Origin of the sequence: Algimonas porphyrae (assembly GCF_041429795.1) — a bacterium.
Lineage (GTDB): Bacteria > Pseudomonadota > Alphaproteobacteria > Caulobacterales > Maricaulaceae > Litorimonas > Litorimonas porphyrae.
This window is the reverse complement of sequence record NZ_CP163424.1, coordinates 3,080,667-3,103,902: the sequence shown is the minus strand read 5'-3', so window position 1 is coordinate 3,103,902 and position 23,236 is coordinate 3,080,667. Positions and strand designations below refer to the sequence as shown.

The following is a 23,236-nucleotide window of genomic DNA, read 5'->3' as shown; positions in this document are numbered from 1 at the left end:
TAAACCATCAAAGCCCGGCCTTGCAGCCGGGCTTTTTATTCTCGGGATAGGGTCGACCCTAGAGCGTGTCGAGTTTACCCTCGGCCTTCGCTGCCAGATAGTAAAATACGACGCGATCCTTCAGCCGGTCGGCTTTCATGGTCTGGCAAACGGATTGCACCTTTTCGTCCAGCGCTGCGAGATCGCCATCGACGTTCAGCGTCTTGCGTAGCCAGTTGCGTGCAACCGTCTTGCGTTCCGTTTCATCGGAGCAGGCAACAAACATGGAGTCGCGCGAACTGAGAGCGGCGCCCAGATGATCGACAATCTTCATGATGTGGATCGGGTCGGCGGCTTTGTCATAGGCGCTGACCTTTTCAAGGTAAGGCGCATATTTGTCGCTCTCCTCGACCTTCTCGGACAGTTCTGCGCGTTTGTCAGCCTTTTCGACTTTAAGAACGATCTCCTCTTTCAGCTCCTGAACGGTTTCTTTCGCATCCTGGACAGTCTGCTCGAGCTCATCGACCGTATCGTCGGCCAACTCTTCGACCTCATCCTTCGCGCGCTTGAACAGGGTGCGAGCGTCCGCTTCCATATCTTCGCCGCGATCATAGGCATTGTCGAACAGGGCTTTGACCTGATCCCGGCGTTTCTCGACGCGGCCAGCCGCGAAGTCATAGGTCAAGCCGATGGCGCCCAGATACGCCAAGCGCGTACGACGCAATGTAGTTTTCGTTTGATCAATCAGATTTGTATCCGACATGGGAAACCTCCAGTAAAAGACGTGTTAACTAAGCAACACGCCGTTCCCGGTCTTTGTTCCGTCTGGACGTCAGGGCAGGCGGGGAATTAGAATGTCTATTCTAATTCCCCGAGAGACAGATAATCTAGCTGCGATCCACCGATATATCGCTGAGGACGCTAATCCTGATTTTTCCACCGGCCGCGTCGACCTTGACCGTGTCGCCATCATGGATGCGACCGGCCAGCAGTTCGCGGGCCAGTTCGTCCTGCACCTGCTTCTGAATCACGCGCTTGAGTGGACGCGCGCCGTAGCTCGGATCGTAGCCGTCCTTGCCGAGATGCTCCCGCGCCGCGTCCGTCAGCTGCACGTCGATCTGCTTGTCGCGCAGCCAGCCGCGAAGGCGGTTCATCTGGATATCGACGATCGCGCCCATATGTTCAGGCTTCAAGCGCTCGAATAGCAGAATTTCATCGATCCGGTTCAGGAATTCGGGCCGGAAATGCGCAGACACTTCCGCCATCACGCCGACCTTGGCCTTTTGCACGCTCTCCCCGTCGCCGAGATTCAGCAGATGCTGCGCCCCGATATTGGACGTCATGATGATCAACGTGTTGCGGAAATCGACCGTGCGGCCCTGGCCGTCGGTCAATCGGCCATCATCCAGCACTTGCAGCAGCACGTTGAACACGTCCGAATGCGCCTTCTCGATCTCGTCGAACAGTACGACCTGATAGGGACGGCGACGCACGGCTTCTGTCAGCGCCCCGCCCTCGTCATAACCGACATAGCCGGGGGGCGCGCCGATCAGGCGGCTGACCGAATGCTTTTCCATATATTCGGACATGTCGATGCGGGTGATGGCGTCGTCGCTATCGAACAGAAATGCGGCGAGCGCCTTCGTTAGTTCCGTCTTGCCAACGCCCGTGGGTCCCAGAAACATGAAGCTGCCGATGGGTCGCTGCGGATCGCGCAGGCCCGCCCGGGCGCGGCGCACCGCGTCGGACACGGCTTCGACAGCGGTTTCCTGGCCGATGACGCGCGCGCCCAGTAGACTTTCCATCTCCATCAGCTTGTCGCGTTCGCCTTCCAGCATCTTCTCGACCGGCACACCGGTCCAACGCGACACGACGGTGGCGATGGTCTCGCTGGTCACCGTCTCCGTGTCCATCACGTCAGTGTCGGCCTCTTCCAGTTCGGTTTCCTTCGCTTCCAGTTGCGGGATCTCGACATGCTGTAACCGGCCTGCGGCTTCATAGTCACCCCGGCGCACCGCGTCCTCCAGCTCGAACCGCGCGCGTTCCAGCTGTTCCTTGACGTCAGTCGCGCTCGCCAGCTTGCCTTTCTCGGCTTCCCATGCGGCGGTCATCTCCTCGGACTCCGTTTCCAGCTCCTCGATCTCTGCAAGGCGCTTTTCCAACCGGTCCTTGGACGCGTCGTCCTTTTCCTTCTTCAGCGCTTCCACTTCGATCTTCAGCTGCACCAGCTTGCGGTCGATCTGGTCGAGCGCCTCGGGCTTGCTGTCGACCTGCATGCGCAGGCGCGACGCGGCTTCGTCCATCAGGTCGATGGCTTTGTCCGGTAGGAAGCGGTCGGTAATGTAGCGATCCGAGAGCTTGGCGGCGGCGACGATGGCCCCGTCGCTGATGCGGATGCCATGATGGACCTCGTACTTGTCCTTCAGGCCGCGCAGGATCGACACCGTGTCGTCCACGGTCGGTTCGGTCACGAAGACGGTCAGGAAACGCCGGGCCAGCGCCGCGTCCTTCTCCAGATGCTTGCGGTACTCGTCGAGCGTCGTCGCGCCGACGCAGTGCAGCTCGCCGCGCGCCAAAGCGGGCTTGAGCAGGTTGGCCGCGTCCATCGCGCCGTCCGTCTTGCCCGCCCCGACCAGCTGATGGATCTCGTCAATGAACAGGATGATCTGACCATCGGCAGCCTCGACCTCCTTCAGCACGGCCTTCAACCGCTCCTCGAACTCGCCGCGATATTTCGCACCGGCCACGAGCGATCCGAGGTCGAGCGCGAGCAGTCGTTTGTCACGAATGCTTTCGGGCACGTCGCCCGACACGATCCGGTTGGCGAGCCCTTCGGCGATGGCCGTCTTGCCCACGCCCGGTTCGCCGATCAGCAGCGGATTGTTCTTCCCCCGACGGGACAGCACCTGAATTGTACGGCGGATTTCCTCATCCCGACCGATGACGGGGTCGAGCTTGCCGTCGCGCGACGCTTGGGTCAGGTCGCGCGCATACTTGGACAGAGCGTCATACTGGTCTTCGGCGCTATCTGACGTCACGGGTTCGTCCTTTCTCACGGATCTGATCGCTTCGGTCAGGCGTGACACATCGAGCGAGGCCGCGTCCATCGCGCTGATCAAATCCTTATCCGCATTCAGGGCTGTGGCCAGCAAGAGCCGCTCCAGCGTGACGAAAGCGTCGCCCGCCTGTTTGGCGGCTTTTTCCGCATTGGCGAATATCTTGGCCGCCGCCTGGCTGAGCGACAGGCCGCTACCGCCCTGAACTTTGGGCAGCCGGCCTAACTCACGCTCCACATTGGCTTTCAACGCATCGGCGTTCGCGCCCGCCATCTGCACAAGATTGCGCGGCAGCTCGCCGTCTTCCATCAGCAAGGCCAGCATGATGTGACCGGGCGTCATCTGTTGATTGTCGCGCGTCACGGCTTCGGCTTGTGCCGACTGGATCACGGACCGGGCGCGTTGCGTATAGGCCTGGATATCCACGTCCAACCCTCCTCATTTAAATATCTATTTCGCCATAGTGCAAAGGCTACGACCTCTCATCCGTTTCGAGATAGGAATGAAGTCCTACGCATAAAAGGGGAGGGGATTATTTTATCCGATCTGTGCGGAAGCCATTCTTTGAGGCGCTGAGCACACAGTTCAGCGAAGCGCCGTTTTCAGCGCGGCATCGTCGCAGTCAGCCAGAATGGTCTTGTCCAAGGTCCTGCCTTTACTGAGAGCCATGCGGGCGATCATGAAATCACGCGGGGCGTTGACGGCATCGACGGCAAGCAGGCGGTCGCCCTTGAAATAATAGGCAGCAAAACTGCGAGAGCCGTCGGGATCGCCGCGCAGAACCAGATCGTCATAACCATCCGACAGACCAGCAATCTGGAGCTTCAGATCGAACTGGTCCGACCAGAACCAAGGCAGGGCATCATAGGGTTTCGGCTGGCCCATAATGTGCGCAGCCACGATCTTGGCCTGTTCGGTCGCATTGGGAACGGACTCCAGCCGCATATGTCGGTCATAAAGGGGATTATGATGCCAGCTGACATCGCCGATCGCGTAAATGTCGGGATCGGACGTCTGGCAATAATCGTTCACGGCGATCCCGTCGGCGATCTCCAGCCCGGCAAATTCGGCCAGTTCCATATTGGGTATAACCCCAATGCCGATCACGACCATGTGCGCCTCATAGGACCGCTCACAGGATGTGTTGACGGTCAGCTGGGCACCATTCTGCGCAATGGATGCGGCCAGACAGTCTTCGACAATCTCGACGCCTTCTTCCGTATGAACACGGCGGTAAAAGTCGCTCATGGTCGGAGAAGTGACGCGCTGCAGGATGCGGGGCTGGGCTTCCAGCAACGTCACATCCATGCCGCGCTTGCGCAGGGAGGCTGCTGTTTCCAGACCGATATAACCGCCACCGATGATGACGGCGCGCCGTCCAGGGCTGACCGCCGCCCGGATCGCATCGACATGGGTCGAATCCCGTAAATAGAAGACATGCGGCAGCTCCGTGCCGGGAATAGGCAGATGACGCACGCGCGCACCAGTCGCGAGCACCAGATGATCATAGGCAATATGGTCGCCATCCGTCGTCTGGACCGTTTTCTCGTCGCGGTCGATCGCGCCAGCCCGAACACCCAGACGCAGTTCGATATGGGCGGTGGCGTAACTGTCAGCGGGGCGGAGCAATATGTCGTCTTCGTCCCGCTCGCCTGACAGATAATCCTTGGACAGCGGTGGACGATGATAGGGTGGAACCTTCTCTTCACCCAGCAGCGTGATCCGGCCGGAATAGCCGGACTGGCGGAGGCTGACGGCCGCCTGAGCCCCGGCATGAGACGCGCCGATAATGAGAGTGTGGGTTTCGGGCATGGGCGCGTGTCTAGCAGGTCCATCGGCAGGCTTAAAAGCAAAGAGTTTGCGTCGCGCAGGTCGATCTGTGCGCGACACGGATAGGCGACCTGCGCTAAAGGGGCCTATGGAAAGCTACCGCGAACGCATTCGCCAGCAGGCAATGATCGAAACAGCCACTCTTCCGGAAGGATCGCAGCTGAATGACGGGGCATTGCGCGCCCGCATTCAGGACCGCGCGCGGGAGCTGGTCCGACATTTGAGAGACGATTCAAAGCCTGGCCTGATGGAGTTGATGTTGGCCGAATACGGCCTGTCGACCGATGAGGGTGTGGCGCTTATGTGTCTGGCGGAAGCGCTTTTGCGTGTGCCCGATCATGAGACGATGGATGACCTGATCGAGGACAAGATTGTCCCGAGCCAGTGGGGACGTCATCTCGGCCAGAGTTCCAGTCCGCTGATCAACAGCTCGACCTGGGCGTTGATGATGACGGGGCGTGTGCTGGATGAGCGTACCCCGGTTCACAAGACGCTGGGCGGCATGATCAAACGCATGGGCGAGCCGGTGATCCGTCGGGCGGTCCGCGAGGCCATGAAGATCATGGGTCGTCAATTCGTTCTGGGTGAAACCATACAGGGAGCGATCAAGCGCTCCTCCGGCAAATATCGCTACAGCTATGACATGCTGGGCGAGGCGGCGATGAGCATGCCGGACGCCGATCATTATTTCGACGATTATGCCAAGGCGATCCAGGCGCTGGCCGCGCGCTGCAATAGCGATGATATTGCCGATAATCCGGGGATTTCCGTCAAGCTGTCGGCCCTGCATCCGCGCTATGATGAGTTTCAGCGTGACCGCGTCCTGAGCGAACTGCTCCCGCGTGTGCGAGAACTCGCCCATATGGCGGCCAAGGCGCGCATGGGCTTTAATATCGACGCTGAGGAAAGCGAACGGTTGGAGCTCAATCTCGACATCGTCGAAGCCCTGGCCCGCGATCCGGGTCTCGATGGCTGGGACGGGCTAGGTCTGGTCGTACAGGCTTATGGAACACGCAGCCCGGCTGTGATCGACTGGGTCGCTGCGTTGGCGGAACTGACGGATCGTCGCCTGATGGTGCGGCTCGTCAAGGGCGCCTATTGGGACACGGAAGTCAAACGCGCGCAGATGATGGGCCTGCCGCGCTATCCCGTGTTCGAGACCAAGGTCGATACAGACCGGAACTATAGCCTCTGTGCCGAAAAGCTGCTGATGCAAAGGCATAATCTCTACCCGCAATTTGCGACCCATAATGCGCATACGGTGGCCGCCGTTCTGGAACTGGCCGGGGAGGATCAGACGGGCTTCGAGTTTCAGCGCCTGCACGGCATGGGCGAAGCGCTGCATGCCTATTTGCGCGATACGCTAGGCAAGCCGGTGCGGATTTACGCCCCGGTCGGGGAGCATGAGGACCTGCTTGCCTATCTAGTGCGACGTCTGCTGGAAAATGGCGCGAATAGCTCATTCGTCTCCAAAGTGACGGACACGGATGTCAGTATCGAAGAGATTATCGCCGACCCGTTCGAAGATGAGCGGCGGACCAGCCTGCCGCGTCCGCTCAATACGACCGAGCCGCACGCCAATAGCCGCGGCTATGATCTGCGGGATCCCTTGACCATGGGCTCCCTGTTTCATGCGCGCGATAATTGGCGGACCCATCAGTGGAATTTCGGCGCGGGTGTCGACATTTCCAATCCGGCACGCCCGGACGAGGTGGTCGGCTCCGTCGCCTTCGCTGACGCGGCGCAGACACAGGCGGCGATAGGCCGGGCTGCGCCTTGGGCTGAGGATGCGGCAACTCGCGCCGCCACATTGACGCGGGCTGCTGATGGGCTGGAAATGGCTGCGCCTGAATTGCTGGCTCTGCTGGCGCGCGAAGCGGGGAAAACGGCAGAAGATGCGATTGCCGAGCTGCGCGAAGCAGCGGACTTTCTAAGGTATTATGCGACCTTTGCCAGCGATGCGGATCAGCCGCTGGGCACAGTCGCAGCGATCGCGCCGTGGAATTTCCCGCTGGCGATTTTCGTCGGCGAAGTCGCGGGTCCGCTCGCCGCAGGGAATGCGGTCATTGCCAAACCGGCGGAAACGACGCCCTTGATTGCGATGCGTGCAACGCAGATTCTGCACGAAGCCGGCGTGCCGGACACGGCGCTGCAATGCATGCCGGGCGAAGGGACGACCGTCGGAGCGGCGCTGACGTCCGATCCACGGATCGACGGTGTGGTCTTCACCGGATCGACGGCGACGGCCATGGCAATCCACCAAAATGTCGCTCGCCATCTTGCGCCAGAGGCTCCGCTGGTCGCGGAAACGGGAGGCATCAATGCCATGATCGTCGATAGTACGGCGCTGCCTGAACAAGCGGTCCGCGATGTGCTGGCCTCCAGTTTTCAGAGTGCAGGTCAGCGCTGTTCGGCGCTCCGGGTGCTGTTTGTGCAAAGCGATATCTATGACCCTTTTGTCCGTTTGCTGAAGGACGCGATGGCCGAGTTGCGCATGGGCGATCCCTGGAATCTGTCGACGGATGTCGGCCCTGTCATCGACGACCGCGCGCGGCAGGGCCTCCAAGCTTATATTGCGCAGCATGATCCGCTCTATCAGCTGGACATTCCGGATGAAGGATTGTTCGTGCCGCCGACCCTGATCGAGGTGGAGCGCTATGAAGATGTGACCCGCGAGGTGTTCGGACCGGTGCTTCACGTCACATCTTTCGATGCAGAAGACATTCCGTCCATCATCACAGCCGTCAATGCGCGCGACTATTCGCTGACCTTCGGCTTGCATACGCGCATCGATGGTCGGGTCGAGGAAACCAAGCGCCTGCTGCGGGTCGGCAATATCTACATCAATCGCAACCAGATCGGTGCTGTTGTGGGCGTTCAGCCTTTTGGTGGGTCGGCCCTGTCTGGGACTGGCCCCAAGGCTGGAGGTCCGGGTTATGTCGAACGGTTTACCCGGCAGGCCGTCAGACGCGACGCGGTGAACGAAACGCCCACGCCGGATGCGCAATCCATTATCGACACGGCTCCGCCTGCGCGGCTGGAACCACTCTCGACTGTCGAGCTTCCCGGTCCAACCGGGGAGAGCAACCGCCTGTCGGTCTATGCCAAAGGCAAGGTTCTGTGCCTCGGTCCCGGCGAAGCCAACCGCGCCGCGCAGGCCGAACTGGCGCAGAGCTTCGGCAATAGTGCGGTGCTGCTGGCGGTCGAGCCCGGCGATCTGCGTACACTTACGGGGTTCACGGCGGTTATGCATTGGGGAACGGAAGCGCAGCAGCGCGTCTGCCGAATGGCGCTGTCCGAACGCGATGGGCCGATCCTGCCGCTAATCGTATCTGACGATCCGCTCATGCTGGTGCGTGAGGAACATGTCTGCATCGACACCACGGCCTCAGGCGGGAACGCGCAATTGCTGGCAGCGGCTGAGTAGCCGACCGCATTCTGAGAAACACCTTTCCCCCTTCTGTCGGTGCTGGCAGAGATGATCGCAACGGGCCTGCCAGAGAGCCCGGTGGTTCGGTGGGAGAATGAGCATGAGCGAACGCGTGCGGCCGTGGTTGAAACTGTACGACGAACTGGGCGTGACGCCTCCCATCTTTGATGGCCTGCCCTTGGGGGCACATGCCGATCGTCATGCCGCCGTCCGACCGGACGCCCCCGCATACCGCTTCATGAATGTGACCGTGGGCTATGGCGCGCTGAACAGTATGGCGAACCAGTTGGCCAATGCACTGGCCGGGCTGGGCGTCGGACGTGGCGACACGGTTGGATTTCATCTTCCGAACATTCCGCAATATCTGATCGGTCTGATTGCCATATCGAAACTGGGCGCGCGCGGATCGGGCGTTTCACCTTTGCTGGCACCGCCCGAGCTGGCTCACCAGATCGACGATGCCGGTATTTCCGTGCTGTTGAGTCTGTCCGATCTGGCGTCGGCCCTGGAAGGGATGCCTGCTGTACCGGACGGGCTACGCCACATCATCAGCATGGGCGGCGGCGATACGCTCGGCGCGCCTGACATAGACCCCGTCGCGCTACCGGGTGTGACGTCACAGACTTACCAATCGCTGATGGAAGGGAAGAGCGAGCATTTCGCGCAGGTCGACATCGACCCTGACGACACCTTCATGATACAGTATACGGGCGGTACGACGGGTAAGCCCAAAGGCGCGGAACTCAGTCACCGCAACCTTCTGGGCAATGGGCCTATGGCGCGTGCGTTCGATCCCGATCCCGAAGTTTACGGCGAACGCTATGCATCCGCCTTTCCGTTCTTCCATGCGGCCGGTCTGGCTCTGCTGCTCTATGCAGTGCCGCTGGGCGCTGAACTCCTACTTCTGCCCAATCCGCGTGATATCGATCATTTCGTGGCACAGATGCGGGATCGACCGCCGACCTTGCTGGGGGCCGTTCCGGCACTGTACGATATGCTGATAGCCCATCGGGATTTCGCCACCGTCGACTTCTCGCGTCTCAAGGTCGCCAAGTCCGGTGCAGCCCCGCTGACGAGCGATACGCTCAGCCGGCTGGAGGCCGTGATCGGCCCGGACAAGTTCTCCGATGTGTTCGGCATGACGGAAACGGGTCCCTGCTATATTGCGCATCCGATGACGCACTACCGGCGCGGCTCCGTCGGCATCCCGCTGCCCGGTGCAGATGTGCGAATCAGAGACGTCGAAACCGGCACGCAGGAAATGCCGCTCGGCGAGCCGGGCGAGATCGTGACGTCGGGGCCGCAGGTGATGAAAGGCTATCTTGGCTTGCCAGAAGAAAGTGCGCGCGCTCTGCGCATCATCGATGGCGAACGCTACATGTTCACGGGCGATGTCGGTTATATGGACGAAGACGGCTATGTCTTTCTGTGCGACCGCGCCAAGGACATGCTCGTCGTCGGTGGATTCAAGGTGTTTTCAGTCGAGATCGAGGACAAGCTCAAGGCCCATCCTGATGTGGCCGAGAGCGCGATTGTCGGCGCGCCGGATGAGACGCGACCGGGGAACGACATCGTCCACCTCTTCATTCAACGCAGTCCTGACAGCGAAGGGGCAGACGCAGAGGTCAAGGCCCGTCTGACCGACTGGATCCGCGCCAACATGGCGCCCTACAAGGTCCCCAAACAGGTCCATATTCTGGACGAAATCCCGCTGACCCCTGTCGGTAAGATCGACAAGAAAACAATGCGGGCCAGTCTGAGCGCCTAGAGCTGTGTCGATGGTTCTGCCCCAATCCGTCGTCGTCCTTGGCGGTGCAGCCAGCGAGATGGCGGCGATGCTGCGGGATGCCTTGCCTGAACTGGATGTGCTGATGAGCGGTCCGGCGCCCGATCTGCCTTATGCCGTCATCGGATTTCAGCCGGGGGCGAAAATAGCGGACTATGCCGAAGTCAGCTGGGTCCACATCAGCGGGGCAGGCGCGGACGGCATGCTGATGGCGCTGAACGAAGGCCGGGCGAAGCCTGCGCTGATCACACGGACGGTCGGGCAGATGGGACGGCAGATCGGCGAATATGTGCTCTCCTATGTGTTGGCCAACAGGCAGCGCCATGCGGACCGGGCCGCGTTGCAGCAGGCCAGAAGGTGGGACGTCGAAGCGGCCGCGCCGCGCCCTGTGGCAGGCTTGCGCGCTATGATCATCGGCACGGGGGGCATCGGGTCCGGCGTGGCAGACATGCTTTCCGCCGTCGGCATGAGCTGTCTGGGCGTCAGTCGCAGTGGACGAGAAAGTGAAGGCTTCGATGCCGTGATCCGCTGGGATGATCTTCCGGACGTGCTACACGATGTCGACGTCATTGTGGGGGCCTTGCCGCTGACGCCAAGGACGGACCGCTTGATTGGGCCGAACATGCTGGCGCGATCGAACGGCGCGCTTTTCATCAATGTCGGGCGCGGCGCGACGGCGGACGTTCCGGCTGTGCTCGCAGCGCTCGAAGCTGGGCACCTCCGTCATGCCGTGCTGGATGTTTTGCCAGTAGAACCACTGCCCGTGGGCGACCCGCTCTGGTTGCACCCAAAAGTGACGCTGACGCCGCATGTGTCGGGCCTGACCCAGCCTCAGGATGCCGTCACCGCTTTCGTCGCCGCCTATCGCGCGCTGGAACGCGGCGAGCGGCCAGACCTGATCGTCGATCCGGATGCGGGCTATTAGATGTCGTAGTTGCCGGGCCGGTAGCCGGGATCGGGGTAATGCAGGTCGAGCGCATCCAGAGCTTGCCGGACGATGTCGGCAATGATCGCGCTGCGCGTCTTCTTGTCGTCGGACGGAATGACATACCAAGGTGCATGCGGGGTGGATGTGCGGCGTACCATCGTTTCGTAAGCATCCATGAAGTCCGGCCAGAGGGCGCGGTCATCCAGATCCCCTGGATTAAATTTCCAACGTTTGTCGGGGCGTTCAAGACGGGCGCGCAGTCGCTCGGCCTGTGTCTCACGACTGATGTTCAGCATGAACTTCAGGATCAACGAACCTTCCTCGACCAGTAGTCGCTCAAAGTCGTTGATCTGGCCGTAACGGTTTTCAACCGTTTCGGCGTCAGCAAATTCGCGAACCTTGACGACAAGAACATCTTCGTAATGCGAGCGGTTGAAGATGACGATTTCGCCCTTTTTCGGGACGACATCATGCACGCGCCAGAGATAATCACGTGCCAGTTCCGGTTTGGTCGGCGCCTTGAAGGGCTGTACCCGGACATTGAGCGGCGGGGTCTGCCGGAACATGGCCTTCGTCGTGCTGTCCTTGCCGGACGTGTCCATACCCTGCAGAACGATAAGCACTTTCGGGGCATTGCGCTCGCCTGCATTGGCGTAGAGCACCTGCGCAAGTTCGGCGATGGCTTCACCTGTCTGGCGAATCGCGGCCTTGGCCGCACTGCGGCTTTCGAAGATGTCGGTCGTCGTGGCACGGTCGGATAGGGTGAAGGGTTGTCCGGGGATGGCGAGGTAAGGCGAATCGGGGTGCGGCATGAACGGTCCTTGGTCAATGGCTTGAACCGGGCTAGCATGCGCGCATGCGCGCCGTCATCCTGCTCTTTTCGATCCTGCTCTGTGCCTGTAACGGCGGCGATGTGGACCCGCAGCCCGACACGATCGAGCGTCCGGTCTTCGAAATCAATTACCGCGTTGTTCCTGCGGAAAGCGCGCTGACATTCACAGCCACGCAGGAAGGCAAGACGTTCGAAGGCGCGTTTTCCGAGTTTGACGCCATGATCCGCTTCGACGCTGACGTGCTGGATATGTCGCGCGTCTGGGTCGTTGTCGCGATCGACTCACTGGATGCAGGCCATACCGACCGCAATAGTACGGCGCGCACTCCGGCTTGGCTGAATGTCAAGGACACACCTTATGGCATCTTCGAAAGCGAGACTATTCGTGCCGATGGGACGGGTTATGTGGCTGACGGCAGGCTGACCCTGCGCGGCACAAGCCTGCCCTTCTCGCTGCCTTTCGCGCTGCAGGAAACGGACGGGCGTGCCGTTATGACGGCGCAGGTTCCGCTGGAGCGCCTGCGCTGGGGGATCGGTGAAGAATGGAACAAGGGTGACTATGTCGGTCTGATCGTCACACTCGATATTCGCGTGGTGGCAGAGCGTACGGATTAGCCTTCAAGGGCTTCGCGCTTTTCTTCCAGTTCCAACCATTCCATCTCTGCCGCGTCGAGTGCGTCAGTCGCCTTGGACAAGGTTTCTGACGCCTCGGCGAAGCGACCGGCATCGCGACTATAGAGATCAGGGTCGGCCAGTTCTGCATTCAACGCGTCGATCCGGGCTCTCAACGCATCCATTTCGCCGGGCAAGCGTTCGAGACGGAAGGTCTCCTTATAGGACATTTTCTCGCTACGACCTTTGCGCGGCTTGGTGGTCTGCGTCGCTTTCGCACTCTTTTCGGAAGGGTTATCCTGAGACTGGCCTTGGCGCGCTTCCACGCCCTTGCCGCGCTGCCGGGCCATATCCGCATATCCGCCCGGATAAAGTTGCCAGTCCGCGGGTCCCTCATACGCCAGCGTGCGGGCGGCAAGCCGGTCGATAAAGTCCCGGTCGTGACTGACGAGGATGACCGTGCCGGGGTATTCCGCGACCATCTCCTGGAGTAAGTCGAGCGTCTCCAGATCGAGATCGTTGGTCGGCTCATCCAGGATCAGAAGGTTGCTGGGCAGGCGCAGCCCGCGGGCCAGTTGCACGCGAGCTTTCTCGCCGCCACTGAGCGCACGCAGCGGTGTCGTCGCCTGCTCGGGGCGGAACAGGAAGTCCTTGAGATAGCGCATGACGTGAACGGGATGGCCATTGACGATGACGCTCTCATTGCCATCGCCCATGGCGTCGCGAAGGCTCATATCCGGGTCAAGATCGGCGCGCGCCTGATCAATGACGAGCGGCTCCAGATTGTCGCCAAGCCTGATCGTTCCGCTTTGCGCGTCGAGCGCGCCCGTCATCAGCTTTAGCAGCGTCGTCTTGCCGGATCCGTTGGGGCCGATCACGGCCAGTCGGTCGCCGCGCATGATGCGCAGATCGAAATCCTGCACGATCGAGCGTTCGCCGTAGGCGAACGAAACGTCCTTCATTTCCACGACGCGTTTGGCCGACTTGTCGGCCTCCGAGACGGTAATTGCGACATTGCCTTGCGGTCCGGACGCGGATTTCAGGCTTGTTTTCAGTTGCCCAAGCTCCTTCAACCGCCGGACATTGCGCTTGCGCCGCCCGGAGACGCCATGCGTAACCCAATGTTCCTCGCGGTGTATCTTGCGCGCCAGCTTATGGCGGTCGAGCGCCTCCTGTTCGATCATCGCGTCGCGCCAGTCTTCGAAATTGGCAAAACTCTTATCGAGTTCATGCGTCGTGCCGCGGTCGAGCCAGACCACCCGCCGCGAGAGATTTTCGAGAAAACGCCGATCATGGCTGATCAGGACGAGCGCAGCGCGGGAGCGGCCCAGTTCGGCCTCCAGCCATTCAATAGCGGGCAGGTCGAGATGGTTGGTTGGCTCGTCGAGCAAAAGCACGTCCGGGTCAGGGGCGAGGGCGCGGATTAGAGCCGCGCGCCGCATCTCACCGCCAGACAGATTGTCAGGCGCTTCCGTTCCGCTCAACCCCAGTGCGTCGAGGAGATAGGGAATGCGCGAGGCGTCATCGGCTCCAACCAGCCCGTCTTCGATATAATCGCGAATACTGGCAAAGCGTGACAGGTCGGGGCTCTGCTCCAGGTAGCGGGCATTCACGACAGGTTTGCGTACGATGTCGCCTGCATCCGGTTCCACTAGTCCGGCCGCAATTTTCATCAGTGTCGACTTGCCCGATCCGTTCCGACCGACCAGGCAGACCCGGTCGCGCGGGAAAACGGATAGCGACGCATCCGTCAGCAGCGGCGTCCCACCAAAGGTCAGCTCTGCCGACTGGATCGAGATAAGGGGCGGTTCAGCCATGGCCGCCCCCTAAGGGTAGAGCTTGGGCTTTACAATGCGCCGGAAAGACCGAAAACAGGCCCTATGGGATGGACCACCAATATTCGACGCATGGCCGTTGCCGCATTGGTCGGTTTCGGCGCGATGGTGGCCGTACCGCAGACGGTTTTCGGTCCGGCACTGGCACAGGATGCTCCTGCGAGCGTGCCGGTCTCGACCCCGCCCGATTTCACGACGCAGTCCCTGCGCGCGCAACTCGATCAACTTACCGCCGAGATGGAAGCCGAAGGCGAATCAGCATCGGAGTTTACCGAAGAGCAGGCCGAACAATTGCGGACATCGCTGACCTCGGCAATCGATCGACTGGAAGATGCGGCCCGGCAGGGAGAGATCGTGACCCGGTTCACGGCGGACTTCGAGACCGGACAGGTTACGCTGGCCCAACTGCGCGAAGAACTCGATGTGCTCCAAGCGGCGATCAATGACCGCGTTCCCATGGATTCCGATGAGGCGCTGGTCGGCGAGGCGGCCATGTTCGCGACGGAACAGGATCTGCTGGCCAAGGAAAGCGAATTGCGGGCGCTTCAGGCGGAGATGGAGGGTTACCGGACCCAGACTACCGAAATTGGCGCGCGTCTGACGGCGGCCCCGCGTGAGCTTAATCAGGCCCGCACGCAGCTCGGCGAAGTCAGCTCCAATCTGACAGCCTTGGGCACGGCAGAACTGGATCGTCTGGCAGAGGCGCGTCGCAAGGCCCTGCGTGCGCGTGAATTTGCCTTGCGCCGACAGATCAGTGCGCTCGAGGCCGAAATTGCCAGCCTGCCTGTCCGTCAGGAAATCGTTTCGGCCCGTCGCAACCTGGCTGAGCTGCGCGCCGATGTTCTGACCGAGGACATTCTGGCGCTGCAGGAACTGACAGGGCAGCGCAAGGTTGTCGAAGCTCGCGCCCGGGCACAACGGGCGCGTGACTTTGCCGCCACGCTGGATGGCGGTCATCCGTTGCTGGCCCAGATGGCGGCGGAAAACCTGCGTCTGGCCGATATGCTGACCGAGATGGCCGCTGAGGAAGCGGTCACCTCTCGCAGGCTGGCTGCGGTGCGTGGGCAGACGGCCAATGTCCAGAATGATCTGACCGCCGCGACGGAGCTGGTGAGTCTGGGTCAGCTCGACCGCGAAGCCGGCGCGACATTGCGACGTCTGGGTAATCAGTTGCCACAGGAAAGCCAGATCCGGTCTGATTTGCGCGATACGCAGCGCGCCCTCTCGCGGCTGACACGACAACGTGTCGTCGCACAGGAGCAATTGCGCGATCTGCCGATTGGCGGTGTCGATCCACAGCTTTTGCTGGAACAGGCGCGCCGCGCTGAATCGACTATGCCGGATCTGTCCGATCAGGCAGAAGAGGCGGTTCTGACACTGGCCGAGCAACGTCGCGATTTCCTGCGGCAGATTTCCGCCAATGCGACCAGCCGTATTAACGAAGTGGCCGAGCTGCAGGCGGCGCAGAACGAACTGGCTGAACAGTCGGACGAATTGCGCACCGTGCTGGATGAAAACCTGCTCTGGGTGCCAAGTGTCCCGGCAATCGATCTGGCATGGCCGACGAAAGTGGCCTTGGGCACGGTCGAAATGATTTCGCCGAGCCATCTGACGACGGCCAGTTCCGTTCTGACGCGGGAGGCGGTGCGCCTCTGGCCAGTGACCTTGCTTTTTATTCTGGCCTTCGTGCTGACCTATCGGCTGCGACCCAGTCTGCGCGCCAATATCCGCGAACGCGCCGAATTTGTCGGTCGCGTGAAGCAGGACAGTCTCTGGCACACACCTGCGGTGATCGGCTCCGGCGCGATCATGGCTTTGCCCTGGCCGCTTCTGTTCGCGCTTCTGGCGATCCTGTTCGCGGCGTCCGGCAATAGCGACCTGCTGGTCGAAGGTCTTGCGGACGGCTTTGCTTATCTGGCGCTGTTCACAGCCATCATCATGACCTGGAAATATTGGGACAATGACAGGTCGCTTTTCGCGGTTCATTTCAAGATGCCGCGGCCCTTGCGCAAATCGGTAGAGCTGAACCTGCGCTGGTTCCTGCCCGTAGTCGGAACCAGTTCCTTCCTGCTGGCGACGACATCGAACATGCGCGGCGAAAACATCTATGAGGGCTTTTCTCTTGCGGCCTTCATTGTCACGGCGTTGGGCCTGTCGACATTTGCGTTCCTGGTTCTGTGGCGCAGCCGTCAGCGCGCGTTGGCGGAACGGCCTGCAGAGGACCCGAATCGCTACCGTATTCCCGTCGCCGTCATTGCGATCGGCCTACCCTTATTTGCGGCGCTGATGGCGGGTGCGGGCTGGTATGAGAGCGCCGACGACATTCTGCTGCGCCTGTTCCTGACGATCTGGGTGATCCTGTCGGCTTATGTGATCTACGGAACGGTTCGTCGCGCCATCACTGTTTCGCAGCGTCAGATCAAGTACCGTCAGGCGGTGGAGCGGCGTGAAGCCCAGCTGAAGGCGAGGCTGGAACAGCAGGCAGCGGAAGCGCGCGGCGAAGAGATGCCCGCCCCGCCGCCCGTCGATACGGACGCCATCGACGTCTCGGCCATGAGCCGCCAGTCGGCGCAATTGCTCAAGACACTGGTCGCCATCGGTCTGGTGACCTTGCTATGGTTCATCTGGTCCGGTCTGCTGCCGGCCCTCACGATCTTTGACGGGTTCCAACTGGGCGAGATCGGCACGGGAGAGATCGATCCGGATACCCAGACGGAAATCGTTCGCAGTATCACGCTCTGGACCGTGCTGCAGGCGGGCGTCATTGCAACGATCACGATCATCGCCGCGCGTAATCTGCCGGGCTTTCTGGAAATTTTCATTCTTGACCGGATGGGGGTCGATGCGGGGGCACGCTATGCAGTCGTGACCATTCTGGGCTATATTATCGTCGCGTCAGGGATCGTCGTATCCTTCCAGCGGCTCGGTCTGCAATGGGGGCAGTTGCAATGGATCCTGACAGGTCTGTCAGTCGGCATCGGCTTCGGTTTGCAGAAGATCATCGCCAATTTCGTCTCCGGCCTGATCATTCTGTTCGAGCGACCCATCCGGATCGGCGATTTCGTGACTATTGGTGATAAGTCGGGCACGGTCACGCGGATCAAGATCAGAGCGACCACACTCGGCGATCTGGATAATCGCGAAATCCTGATTCCCAACGAAAACCTGATTTCTCAGGAAGTCACGAACTGGACCCTGTCCAATTCGGTTACGCGTGTGATCGTGCGCGTCGGGATCGCCTATGGCTCGGATACGGAAGGCGCGCGCGAAGTCATGCTCGACGTCATCGACGCCAATCGCAAAATCCTTGAAACACCGCCGCCGCAGGTCTTCTTCCTTGGATTTGGCGACAGTTCGCTCGATTTCGAACTGCGCTTCTTCATCCGGAATTTTGAAGACCGCTTCCCGGTCAGTCACCAGATCCACACGGAAGTGAACAAGGCGCTGGCTCGCGAAGGTTATGAAATTCCGTTCCCACAGCGCGATCTCAATATCCGAACGCAGGATGTGGCGCTCGAAATTCGGGGCAGCAACACGCAGCCCCCCCTTGGGAATACGGAGAGCAAATCGGACGGAAATTCCGACTTGGCAACACAGATTGAAAAACCGTCCAAGGCGCCGGAGAAGAAAGCGGCTGGGGATAAAGCGACGGGTCGGAAAGCGGCTGAGCGCAAGCCACCTCATAATAAAGTGACACCCCGTCCCAACCCCAAGATCAAATAGGCTGATTGGCCCGTCCAGCAGGTGCGAATGGTCGGCGTGGCCATGACGCCGTTGCGCATATCGAACCGGACGGCACGCTGGCTATGGTTGGACGTACAAGGCCTGTCGCCTGCGCCGCTTGGCGCGCCGCCTTTGCAGGAGACCGTGTCGAAACTTGGCTATGTGCAACTCGACAGTATCTGTAATCTGTCGCGCGCCCATCACCATATTCTCTGGAGCCGGGATCAGAGCTACCGGGAAGCCGATCTGCATGCTTACGCCTATCGCGACCGTGGTGCATTCGAACATTTCTCTCATGATGCGTGTCTGCTGCCCATGTCGACCTATCCGATGTGGGCCCGGCGATTTGCGCAGTTCCGAGCCAAGCTGGACCGGAGTTCCTGGTATGCGACCCTGCCGGATGCAAATGAACCTCGCAATATCCGGGATCGTATCGGACGCGAGGGTCCACTCTGTTCAGCTGACTTCGATCACGGCCAGTCACCTCGTCCCAAAGCCATGTGGGCGCGCCCGCCGATCAAGCTCGCACTGGATTATATGTGGTATTGCGGCGAGCTGAGTACGGCCTACCGGAAGGGGTTCCAGAAATATTACGATCTCACAGAGCATGTGATTCCGGAGACTGTGCGCCATACTGCAGTGCCGGATGCAGACCAGATCGACTGGCTCTGCCATGCCGCGATTGACCGTCTGGGCTACGCTACGCCCGGTGATCTGAAACGGTTCTGGGAGGCCGTCAGCACGGCAGAGGTTCGAGACTGGATCGCCAGGGTCACAGACGATCTGGTTCCCGTTCAGGTCGAGGGTGCGGATGGCAGCTGGCGACATGCTTTCGCCAGCGCATCCATCGAAGACCGTATCGCATTGCTCACGCAACCAACGTCGCGGCTGCGTGTCCTCAACCCGTTCGATCCGGCCATCCGGGATCGTAAGCGACTGCGCTTTCTGTTCGGGTTCGACTATGTGAACGAGATTTTCGTACCCAAGGCCAAGCGCCGCTGGGGCTATTATGTCTATCCCGTGCTGGAGGGCGATCGCATGATCGCCCGGGTCGATCTGTCTGGCGGTCCCAAGACGGGTGTCCGCCCAATCGTTCAGCAATGGATTGAACCGGGAGTCCGGTGGAGTGATCGCCGACAGCAGCGGCTCGAAGCCGAAGTCGCGCGCCTGTCGCGTTTGCAGGATTAAAGTGACTTCTCCATGGCCGCCCGCCGGAGCTGTTCGCCATTCAGGCTCACGATTTCGCGTTCAGTCACTCTGTAGCCCATCGCTTTGAACGGGCCTTCAGCAGAGAGGCTGGCATGGGTGTACAGGCGTGATGTTCCGTTGCGCTGCGCCGCGTCTTCCAGACAGTTATGCAATTGCCGAAAGACACCACGCCCGCGACCGCGCGGCAGCATATAGGCCAGATCGACATATCCATCGGGAGCCAGGGTTAGAAAGCCGACAGGCCCATTCGCATCTTCTGCGATGAATACGTGTTGTTCTTCCAGGCGTGCGTACCATTCGGCGCCGGCATGAGGTGCCCGCCGCCATGCCAGCCGTTCCGTCTTCGTGTAGGGTGACGGGTCGACATGAATCGCATTAAACATGAGCTGTCCGAGTGCGTCATAATCGTCTGCCTTCGCGCTCCGGATGATCATGGCGGTTATTTAAGATACACATTCCGGAAAGATAGGCTTGATACCCATAGACATCTATGAAATATGTATAGGTATCTATGTATATAAGGATCCTATCATGAACCGACGTCAGCTCCTTATCACCGGCACCGCATCCATATTGATCGCTTCGCAAGCCAGTGCCTGCGCGCAGCCGCAATCCGCCTATGACAGTTGGCGTACGCTTGACGATGCTTATGAGGATCCCCGCATGGCGGCGCTCGCCTATGCGATTCTGTCGCCGTCGCCGCATAATCGCCAGCCCTGGCTGGTCGATCTGGCTGCGGATGATCCGAACCGTCTGACGCTGTACCCGGACCTTGGACGTCTCCTGCCGGAAACGGACCCGTCCAATCGGCAGATTCTCATCGGGCTCGGGGCCTTCGTCGAAGCTTTCTCGCTGGCTGCGGGGCAGCAGGGACGATCGGTTGCGATTACCCTTTTCCCGGAGGGCGTTGCCGTCGACCAACTCGACGCAAGACCCATCGCACATATCACGCTGGGCGAGGCGGGAACGGGTCTGTCCGATCCGCTGGCCACTTTTCTGCCGGAGCGCCGGACCAACCGCACCAAATTCAGCGATCGGCCTGTGCCGAGAGATGACCTTCTGGCGTTGGGGACGGCGCTGAACAGCGACAGCGGATGGTGGGGAGCGACGAACGATCGGGATGATTGCGAAAGGCTCCGGACGCTTTGCAAGGATGGTTGGGAGATCGAGACGCGCTTGCCACGGACCCATCTGGAAAGCATCGCATTGACCCGGATTGGGGCAAGGGAGATCGACGCCAATCCTGACGGGATTTCGCTCTCCGGCGGTATGATGAGCGCTTATGCAGCGCTGGGCATTCTGACGCGCGACAAGATGAAAGACCCTAATAGCCGCGCCTTTGCTGGGGGGTTGGATTTCTATAACGGGCTGATCGATAGCGCGCAGTCCTTTGGCTGGCTGGCATCGCAGGACAATAGCCGGGCCGGCCAACTGTCTGCGGGACGGGACTGGCTGCGCCTCCATCTGGCTGCCACACGCGCGGGAATCGCGCTACAGCCGCTCAGTCAGGTTCTTCAGGAGTTTCCGGAAATGGATGCGCTCTACACGGCATTACATTCACATATGGGCGTCTCGGTGCCAGCGCGCGTTCAAGGCCTGTTCCGTCTCGGCTATGCGGACGCACCCGGGCCGTCCCCGCGTTGGCCATTGCACACCCGTCTTGTGGACCTGCCATGAGCGCGCCCACAGTCACGTCCGATGCCGGAATGCCGACCGATCATGATGCATTCAAGGTGATGGTCGAAATCGAAATGATCGCCAAGAATGCCACGCGAATTTTCGAAGCGCGTCTGCCGGGCAGCCTGACGCGCGCGCAGTTTGGAGTGCTCAACCGTCTGGCGCGATTGGATGCGCGCGAAACGATTAGCGAGATCGCGCGGGCCTTCGATGTAGCGCAGCCGACCATGTCGTCGACGGTAAAACGTCTTCTGGACAAAGGCTATGTCACGACCGAGGTTGATCATCAGGACGGCCGACGCAAGGTCGTCCGGCTGACGCCCTCGGGCGCGACGGCGCGTGAGGCGATTACCCAAAGTCTGGAGCCGCTCTTTGCCGAGTTTGCGGCCAGCGAAATGCGGGTCGATTGGTCTGATCTGCTGACGCCGCTCACAGTCCTGCGTCAGACGCTGGAAGCCCGCTAGCGACACGGGCTTTCAAACGATGTGAGGAAGATTAGGGATTTTCAATATCGAGCGGATTCGCAAATTTCGTTATCGGTATGATGTCTCCCATGACCGGGTCGACCGGATCGGAGTTGGGGTTAGCCGCAAAAGCTGTGGCAAAGCCCGCGCCGAAATCACTCGCCTGTCCCGTTGTCGGCGGGGGCGGCGGTGGTGGCGGCAATGGTGGCGGCGGAACAACGATCACGGGTGGCGCCGGGCTATTATCGTCTCCGCCAAAGCAGCCTGTGAGGAGCTGAGAAGAGACCAGCAGAGCAGTCATTATTGCTAAATGCTTCATCGAAACGCCTCCTATTGAGTTTCGTCGCCACCAGCACCTGGCAGCGGCGTATTCAGATAGGGAAAGGCATTCTGCAGTTCGGATGCGCTGATTGGCGCACCGTCAATGAAAGGCTGGTTGCCTACAGGCGCCTGATCCGGCGTACAGAAGCCGAGATTGATCAGGTCGGAATCCGTATCCTCGACGGCACCGGCGACACCGAGTTCGGCACCCAATGGGACCGGATGACATAGCGCGCCCATAGCAACCCGCAGTTCGATATCAACGACGTCGTCACCAGGACGGCGGCCATTCGGGAAACCGGCCAGATCTTCTGCAACGACGCCAAAGCTCGACTGCTGATCACGCGGCGTGGCCGGTATGGCCGTATTCAGTCGCATCATTTCGGACGGTGTGACCGTCGATTGCTGATTGAACCCTTCCAGACCCGTCAGGAATGCGGCGACCAGATCGGTGCGTGGCAAGTTTGACGGTGCGATATTACTGTCGGCGCCAAGAGCGTCCCGGAAGAGAATATCGATCAGGGCGGGGAAAGTCGGATGCGTTACATAATCGGCCAGCGCCCCATCCAGTGTGGGCTCGGCGGCATTGAACAGATCCTTGTCCGGCAAACCGATGACGATTTCGTTGACAAGAGGAGCCGATAGACGGGAGACCTGAACGAAGGCACCGCCATATTGAGTCGTCTGCTCATAATTTGGCAGAGGGTCGTTGAGTCCAGCCTGCGGTAGTGAAGCCGTCGTCCACGCACCGATCACGCCATTGCCCGATCCCGTTACACAATCGATCGGCACTTCCATCGCGATAGAGGTGACATTGGCTTCGCCGATCAAGTCATCGTTTGCGCGCGTATTCTCTATCGACCCTTCGAGCGGGACGAGATTGACCAGGTCGAAGACTTCGCCGAGATTGACGGCGAAAGCTTCGGCGCGCTGTCCGACGAAGACGCGGCCTTGTGTGGCACATCCGGGTATCGTTACATCATAGATGAACTGGTTGGCATAGGCTTCGTAGTCGGGAAGTGTTTTCGTCCCGACATAATCGATCGGCTTGGCGAATGTAGCGCCCGATGCACCCGTGATGGATTGCGACGCTCCCGTCCGGCGGTCTGCCGACCGCAAGGTGATCGTATAGCTCTCAAGCTCGCCCTGATTGGCGTCGGCGACAGAGTCGATCGGACCGGCGTAGCGCAGCGGAATGGCATTGGTTTTATCGCCGATATTCAGGGTGACACCCGTGCCGTTGACCAGATTGTTGTCGAAATCGAACTGAAACGTCATGTCTTCGACGGCGTCACCGTTATTGTCGATATGGATTTCATAGATCGCATCCGGATCCATCGTGAAATAGTTGGGACCCCCATAAGGGGCTTGCAGCGGAATGTAATTCGCGATGAACGTGACGAAATTTTCCCGGCCCGCTTCATAAGAACGGAACATGTAGAAATCCGTCCCGTCCACTTTGGGGCGCTCCGTTATGCCCGGGGCCTCACGGTGTGACGATGCCTGTGACGACATGGGTATCGCGGCCATCATGGCAATGGCCGATATGGCCAG

General features: G+C 60.3%; 16 protein-coding genes. 8 read left to right on the top strand and 8 right to left on the bottom strand.

The features are described from left to right. Window positions 1–58: 58 nt before the first annotated feature. The 3 genes from AB6B39_RS15065 to AB6B39_RS15055 all read right to left on the bottom strand — a co-directional run bounded on the left by AB6B39_RS15065 (window position 59) and on the right by AB6B39_RS15055 (window position 4,847). Window positions 59–742 (bottom strand): DUF2853 family protein, encoded by a 684-nt coding sequence (locus AB6B39_RS15065; protein WP_284372312.1) that lies wholly within the window; start codon window positions 740–742, stop codon window positions 59–61. Between the two features lie 124 nt (window positions 743–866). Further along, the gene (gene clpB / locus AB6B39_RS15060; RefSeq protein ID WP_284372314.1) at window positions 867–3,461 is read right to left on the bottom strand and encodes an ATP-dependent chaperone ClpB; all 2,595 of its coding nucleotides are present in this window, start codon (window positions 3,459–3,461) and stop codon (window positions 867–869) included. A gap of 159 nt (window positions 3,462–3,620) precedes the next feature. Beyond that, complete coding sequence (locus AB6B39_RS15055; protein ID WP_284372316.1) at window positions 3,621–4,847, bottom strand: NAD(P)/FAD-dependent oxidoreductase; 1,227 nt, start codon at window positions 4,845–4,847, stop codon at window positions 3,621–3,623. Between the two features lie 106 nt (window positions 4,848–4,953). Here AB6B39_RS15055 and putA point away from each other — a divergent pair, with 106 nt between their 5' ends. The 3 genes from putA (at window position 4,954) to AB6B39_RS15040 (ending at window position 11,006) form a co-directional block, all read left to right on the top strand. Further along, on the top strand, window positions 4,954–8,292 hold the full coding sequence (putA, locus tag AB6B39_RS15050; RefSeq protein ID WP_284372318.1) for a bifunctional proline dehydrogenase/L-glutamate gamma-semialdehyde dehydrogenase PutA: 3,339 nt from the start codon (window positions 4,954–4,956) through the stop codon (window positions 8,290–8,292). A 103-nt stretch (window positions 8,293–8,395) separates the two neighbouring features. Next, entirely contained in the window at window positions 8,396–10,063 is a 1,668-nt protein-coding gene (locus AB6B39_RS15045; RefSeq protein WP_284372320.1) for a class I adenylate-forming enzyme family protein, read from the top strand. A gap of 10 nt (window positions 10,064–10,073) precedes the next feature. After that, complete coding sequence (locus AB6B39_RS15040; protein WP_284372322.1) at window positions 10,074–11,006, top strand: NAD(P)-dependent oxidoreductase; 933 nt, start codon at window positions 10,074–10,076, stop codon at window positions 11,004–11,006. On the opposite strand, the gene AB6B39_RS15035 is transcribed toward AB6B39_RS15040, so the two are convergent. Next, a complete protein-coding gene (locus AB6B39_RS15035; RefSeq protein ID WP_284372324.1) occupies window positions 11,003–11,821 on the bottom strand; it encodes a PPK2 family polyphosphate kinase in 819 nt (272 codons plus the stop codon). The genes AB6B39_RS15040 and AB6B39_RS15035 overlap by 4 nt on opposite strands. Window positions 11,822–11,865: 44 nt before the next feature. Between AB6B39_RS15035 and AB6B39_RS15030 the strand changes: the two genes are divergently transcribed. After that, window positions 11,866–12,456 (top strand): YceI family protein, encoded by a 591-nt coding sequence (locus AB6B39_RS15030; protein WP_284372326.1) that lies wholly within the window; start codon window positions 11,866–11,868, stop codon window positions 12,454–12,456. Here the strand turns inward: AB6B39_RS15030 and AB6B39_RS15025 are convergent. After that, window positions 12,453–14,270, bottom strand: coding sequence for an ATP-binding cassette domain-containing protein (locus AB6B39_RS15025; protein WP_284372328.1), 1,818 nt, complete (start codon window positions 14,268–14,270; stop codon window positions 12,453–12,455). The two genes, AB6B39_RS15030 and AB6B39_RS15025, sit on opposite strands and share 4 nt — an antisense overlap. A gap of 63 nt (window positions 14,271–14,333) precedes the next feature. On the opposite strand from AB6B39_RS15025, the gene AB6B39_RS15020 reads away from it, so the two are divergent. Together AB6B39_RS15020 and AB6B39_RS15015 are read left to right on the top strand one after the other, a co-directional pair. Continuing rightward, on the top strand, window positions 14,334–18,011 hold the full coding sequence (locus AB6B39_RS15020) for a mechanosensitive ion channel domain-containing protein (protein ID WP_284372330.1): 3,678 nt from the start codon (window positions 14,334–14,336) through the stop codon (window positions 18,009–18,011). 42 nt (window positions 18,012–18,053) lie between these two features. Next, window positions 18,054–19,199: a winged helix-turn-helix domain-containing protein gene (locus tag AB6B39_RS15015; protein ID WP_284372332.1), complete on the top strand. Its 1,146-nt coding sequence runs from the start codon at window positions 18,054–18,056 to the stop codon at window positions 19,197–19,199. Here the strand turns inward: AB6B39_RS15015 and AB6B39_RS15010 are convergent. Further along, entirely contained in the window at window positions 19,196–19,654 is a 459-nt protein-coding gene (locus AB6B39_RS15010; RefSeq protein WP_284372334.1) for a GNAT family N-acetyltransferase, read from the bottom strand. The two genes, AB6B39_RS15015 and AB6B39_RS15010, sit on opposite strands and share 4 nt — an antisense overlap. A 97-nt stretch (window positions 19,655–19,751) precedes the next feature. On the opposite strand from AB6B39_RS15010, the gene AB6B39_RS15005 reads away from it, so the two are divergent. Continuing rightward, entirely contained in the window at window positions 19,752–20,897 is a 1,146-nt protein-coding gene (locus AB6B39_RS15005) for an Acg family FMN-binding oxidoreductase (RefSeq protein ID WP_284372336.1), read from the top strand. Further along, the gene (locus tag AB6B39_RS15000) at window positions 20,894–21,361 is read left to right on the top strand and encodes a MarR family winged helix-turn-helix transcriptional regulator (RefSeq protein ID WP_284372338.1); all 468 of its coding nucleotides are present in this window, start codon (window positions 20,894–20,896) and stop codon (window positions 21,359–21,361) included. Before AB6B39_RS15005 ends, AB6B39_RS15000 begins: the two co-directional genes overlap by 4 nt. A gap of 31 nt (window positions 21,362–21,392) precedes the next feature. Here AB6B39_RS15000 and AB6B39_RS14995 read toward each other — a convergent pair whose 3' ends face one another. Both AB6B39_RS14995 and AB6B39_RS14990 read right to left on the bottom strand, forming a co-directional pair. Then, complete coding sequence (locus AB6B39_RS14995) at window positions 21,393–21,662, bottom strand: hypothetical protein (protein WP_284372340.1); 270 nt, start codon at window positions 21,660–21,662, stop codon at window positions 21,393–21,395. Between the two features lie 29 nt (window positions 21,663–21,691). Continuing rightward, entirely contained in the window at window positions 21,692–23,215 is a 1,524-nt protein-coding gene (locus tag AB6B39_RS14990) for a DUF4331 domain-containing protein (protein ID WP_348520185.1), read from the bottom strand. Between the last annotated feature and the right edge of the window lie 21 nt (window positions 23,216–23,236).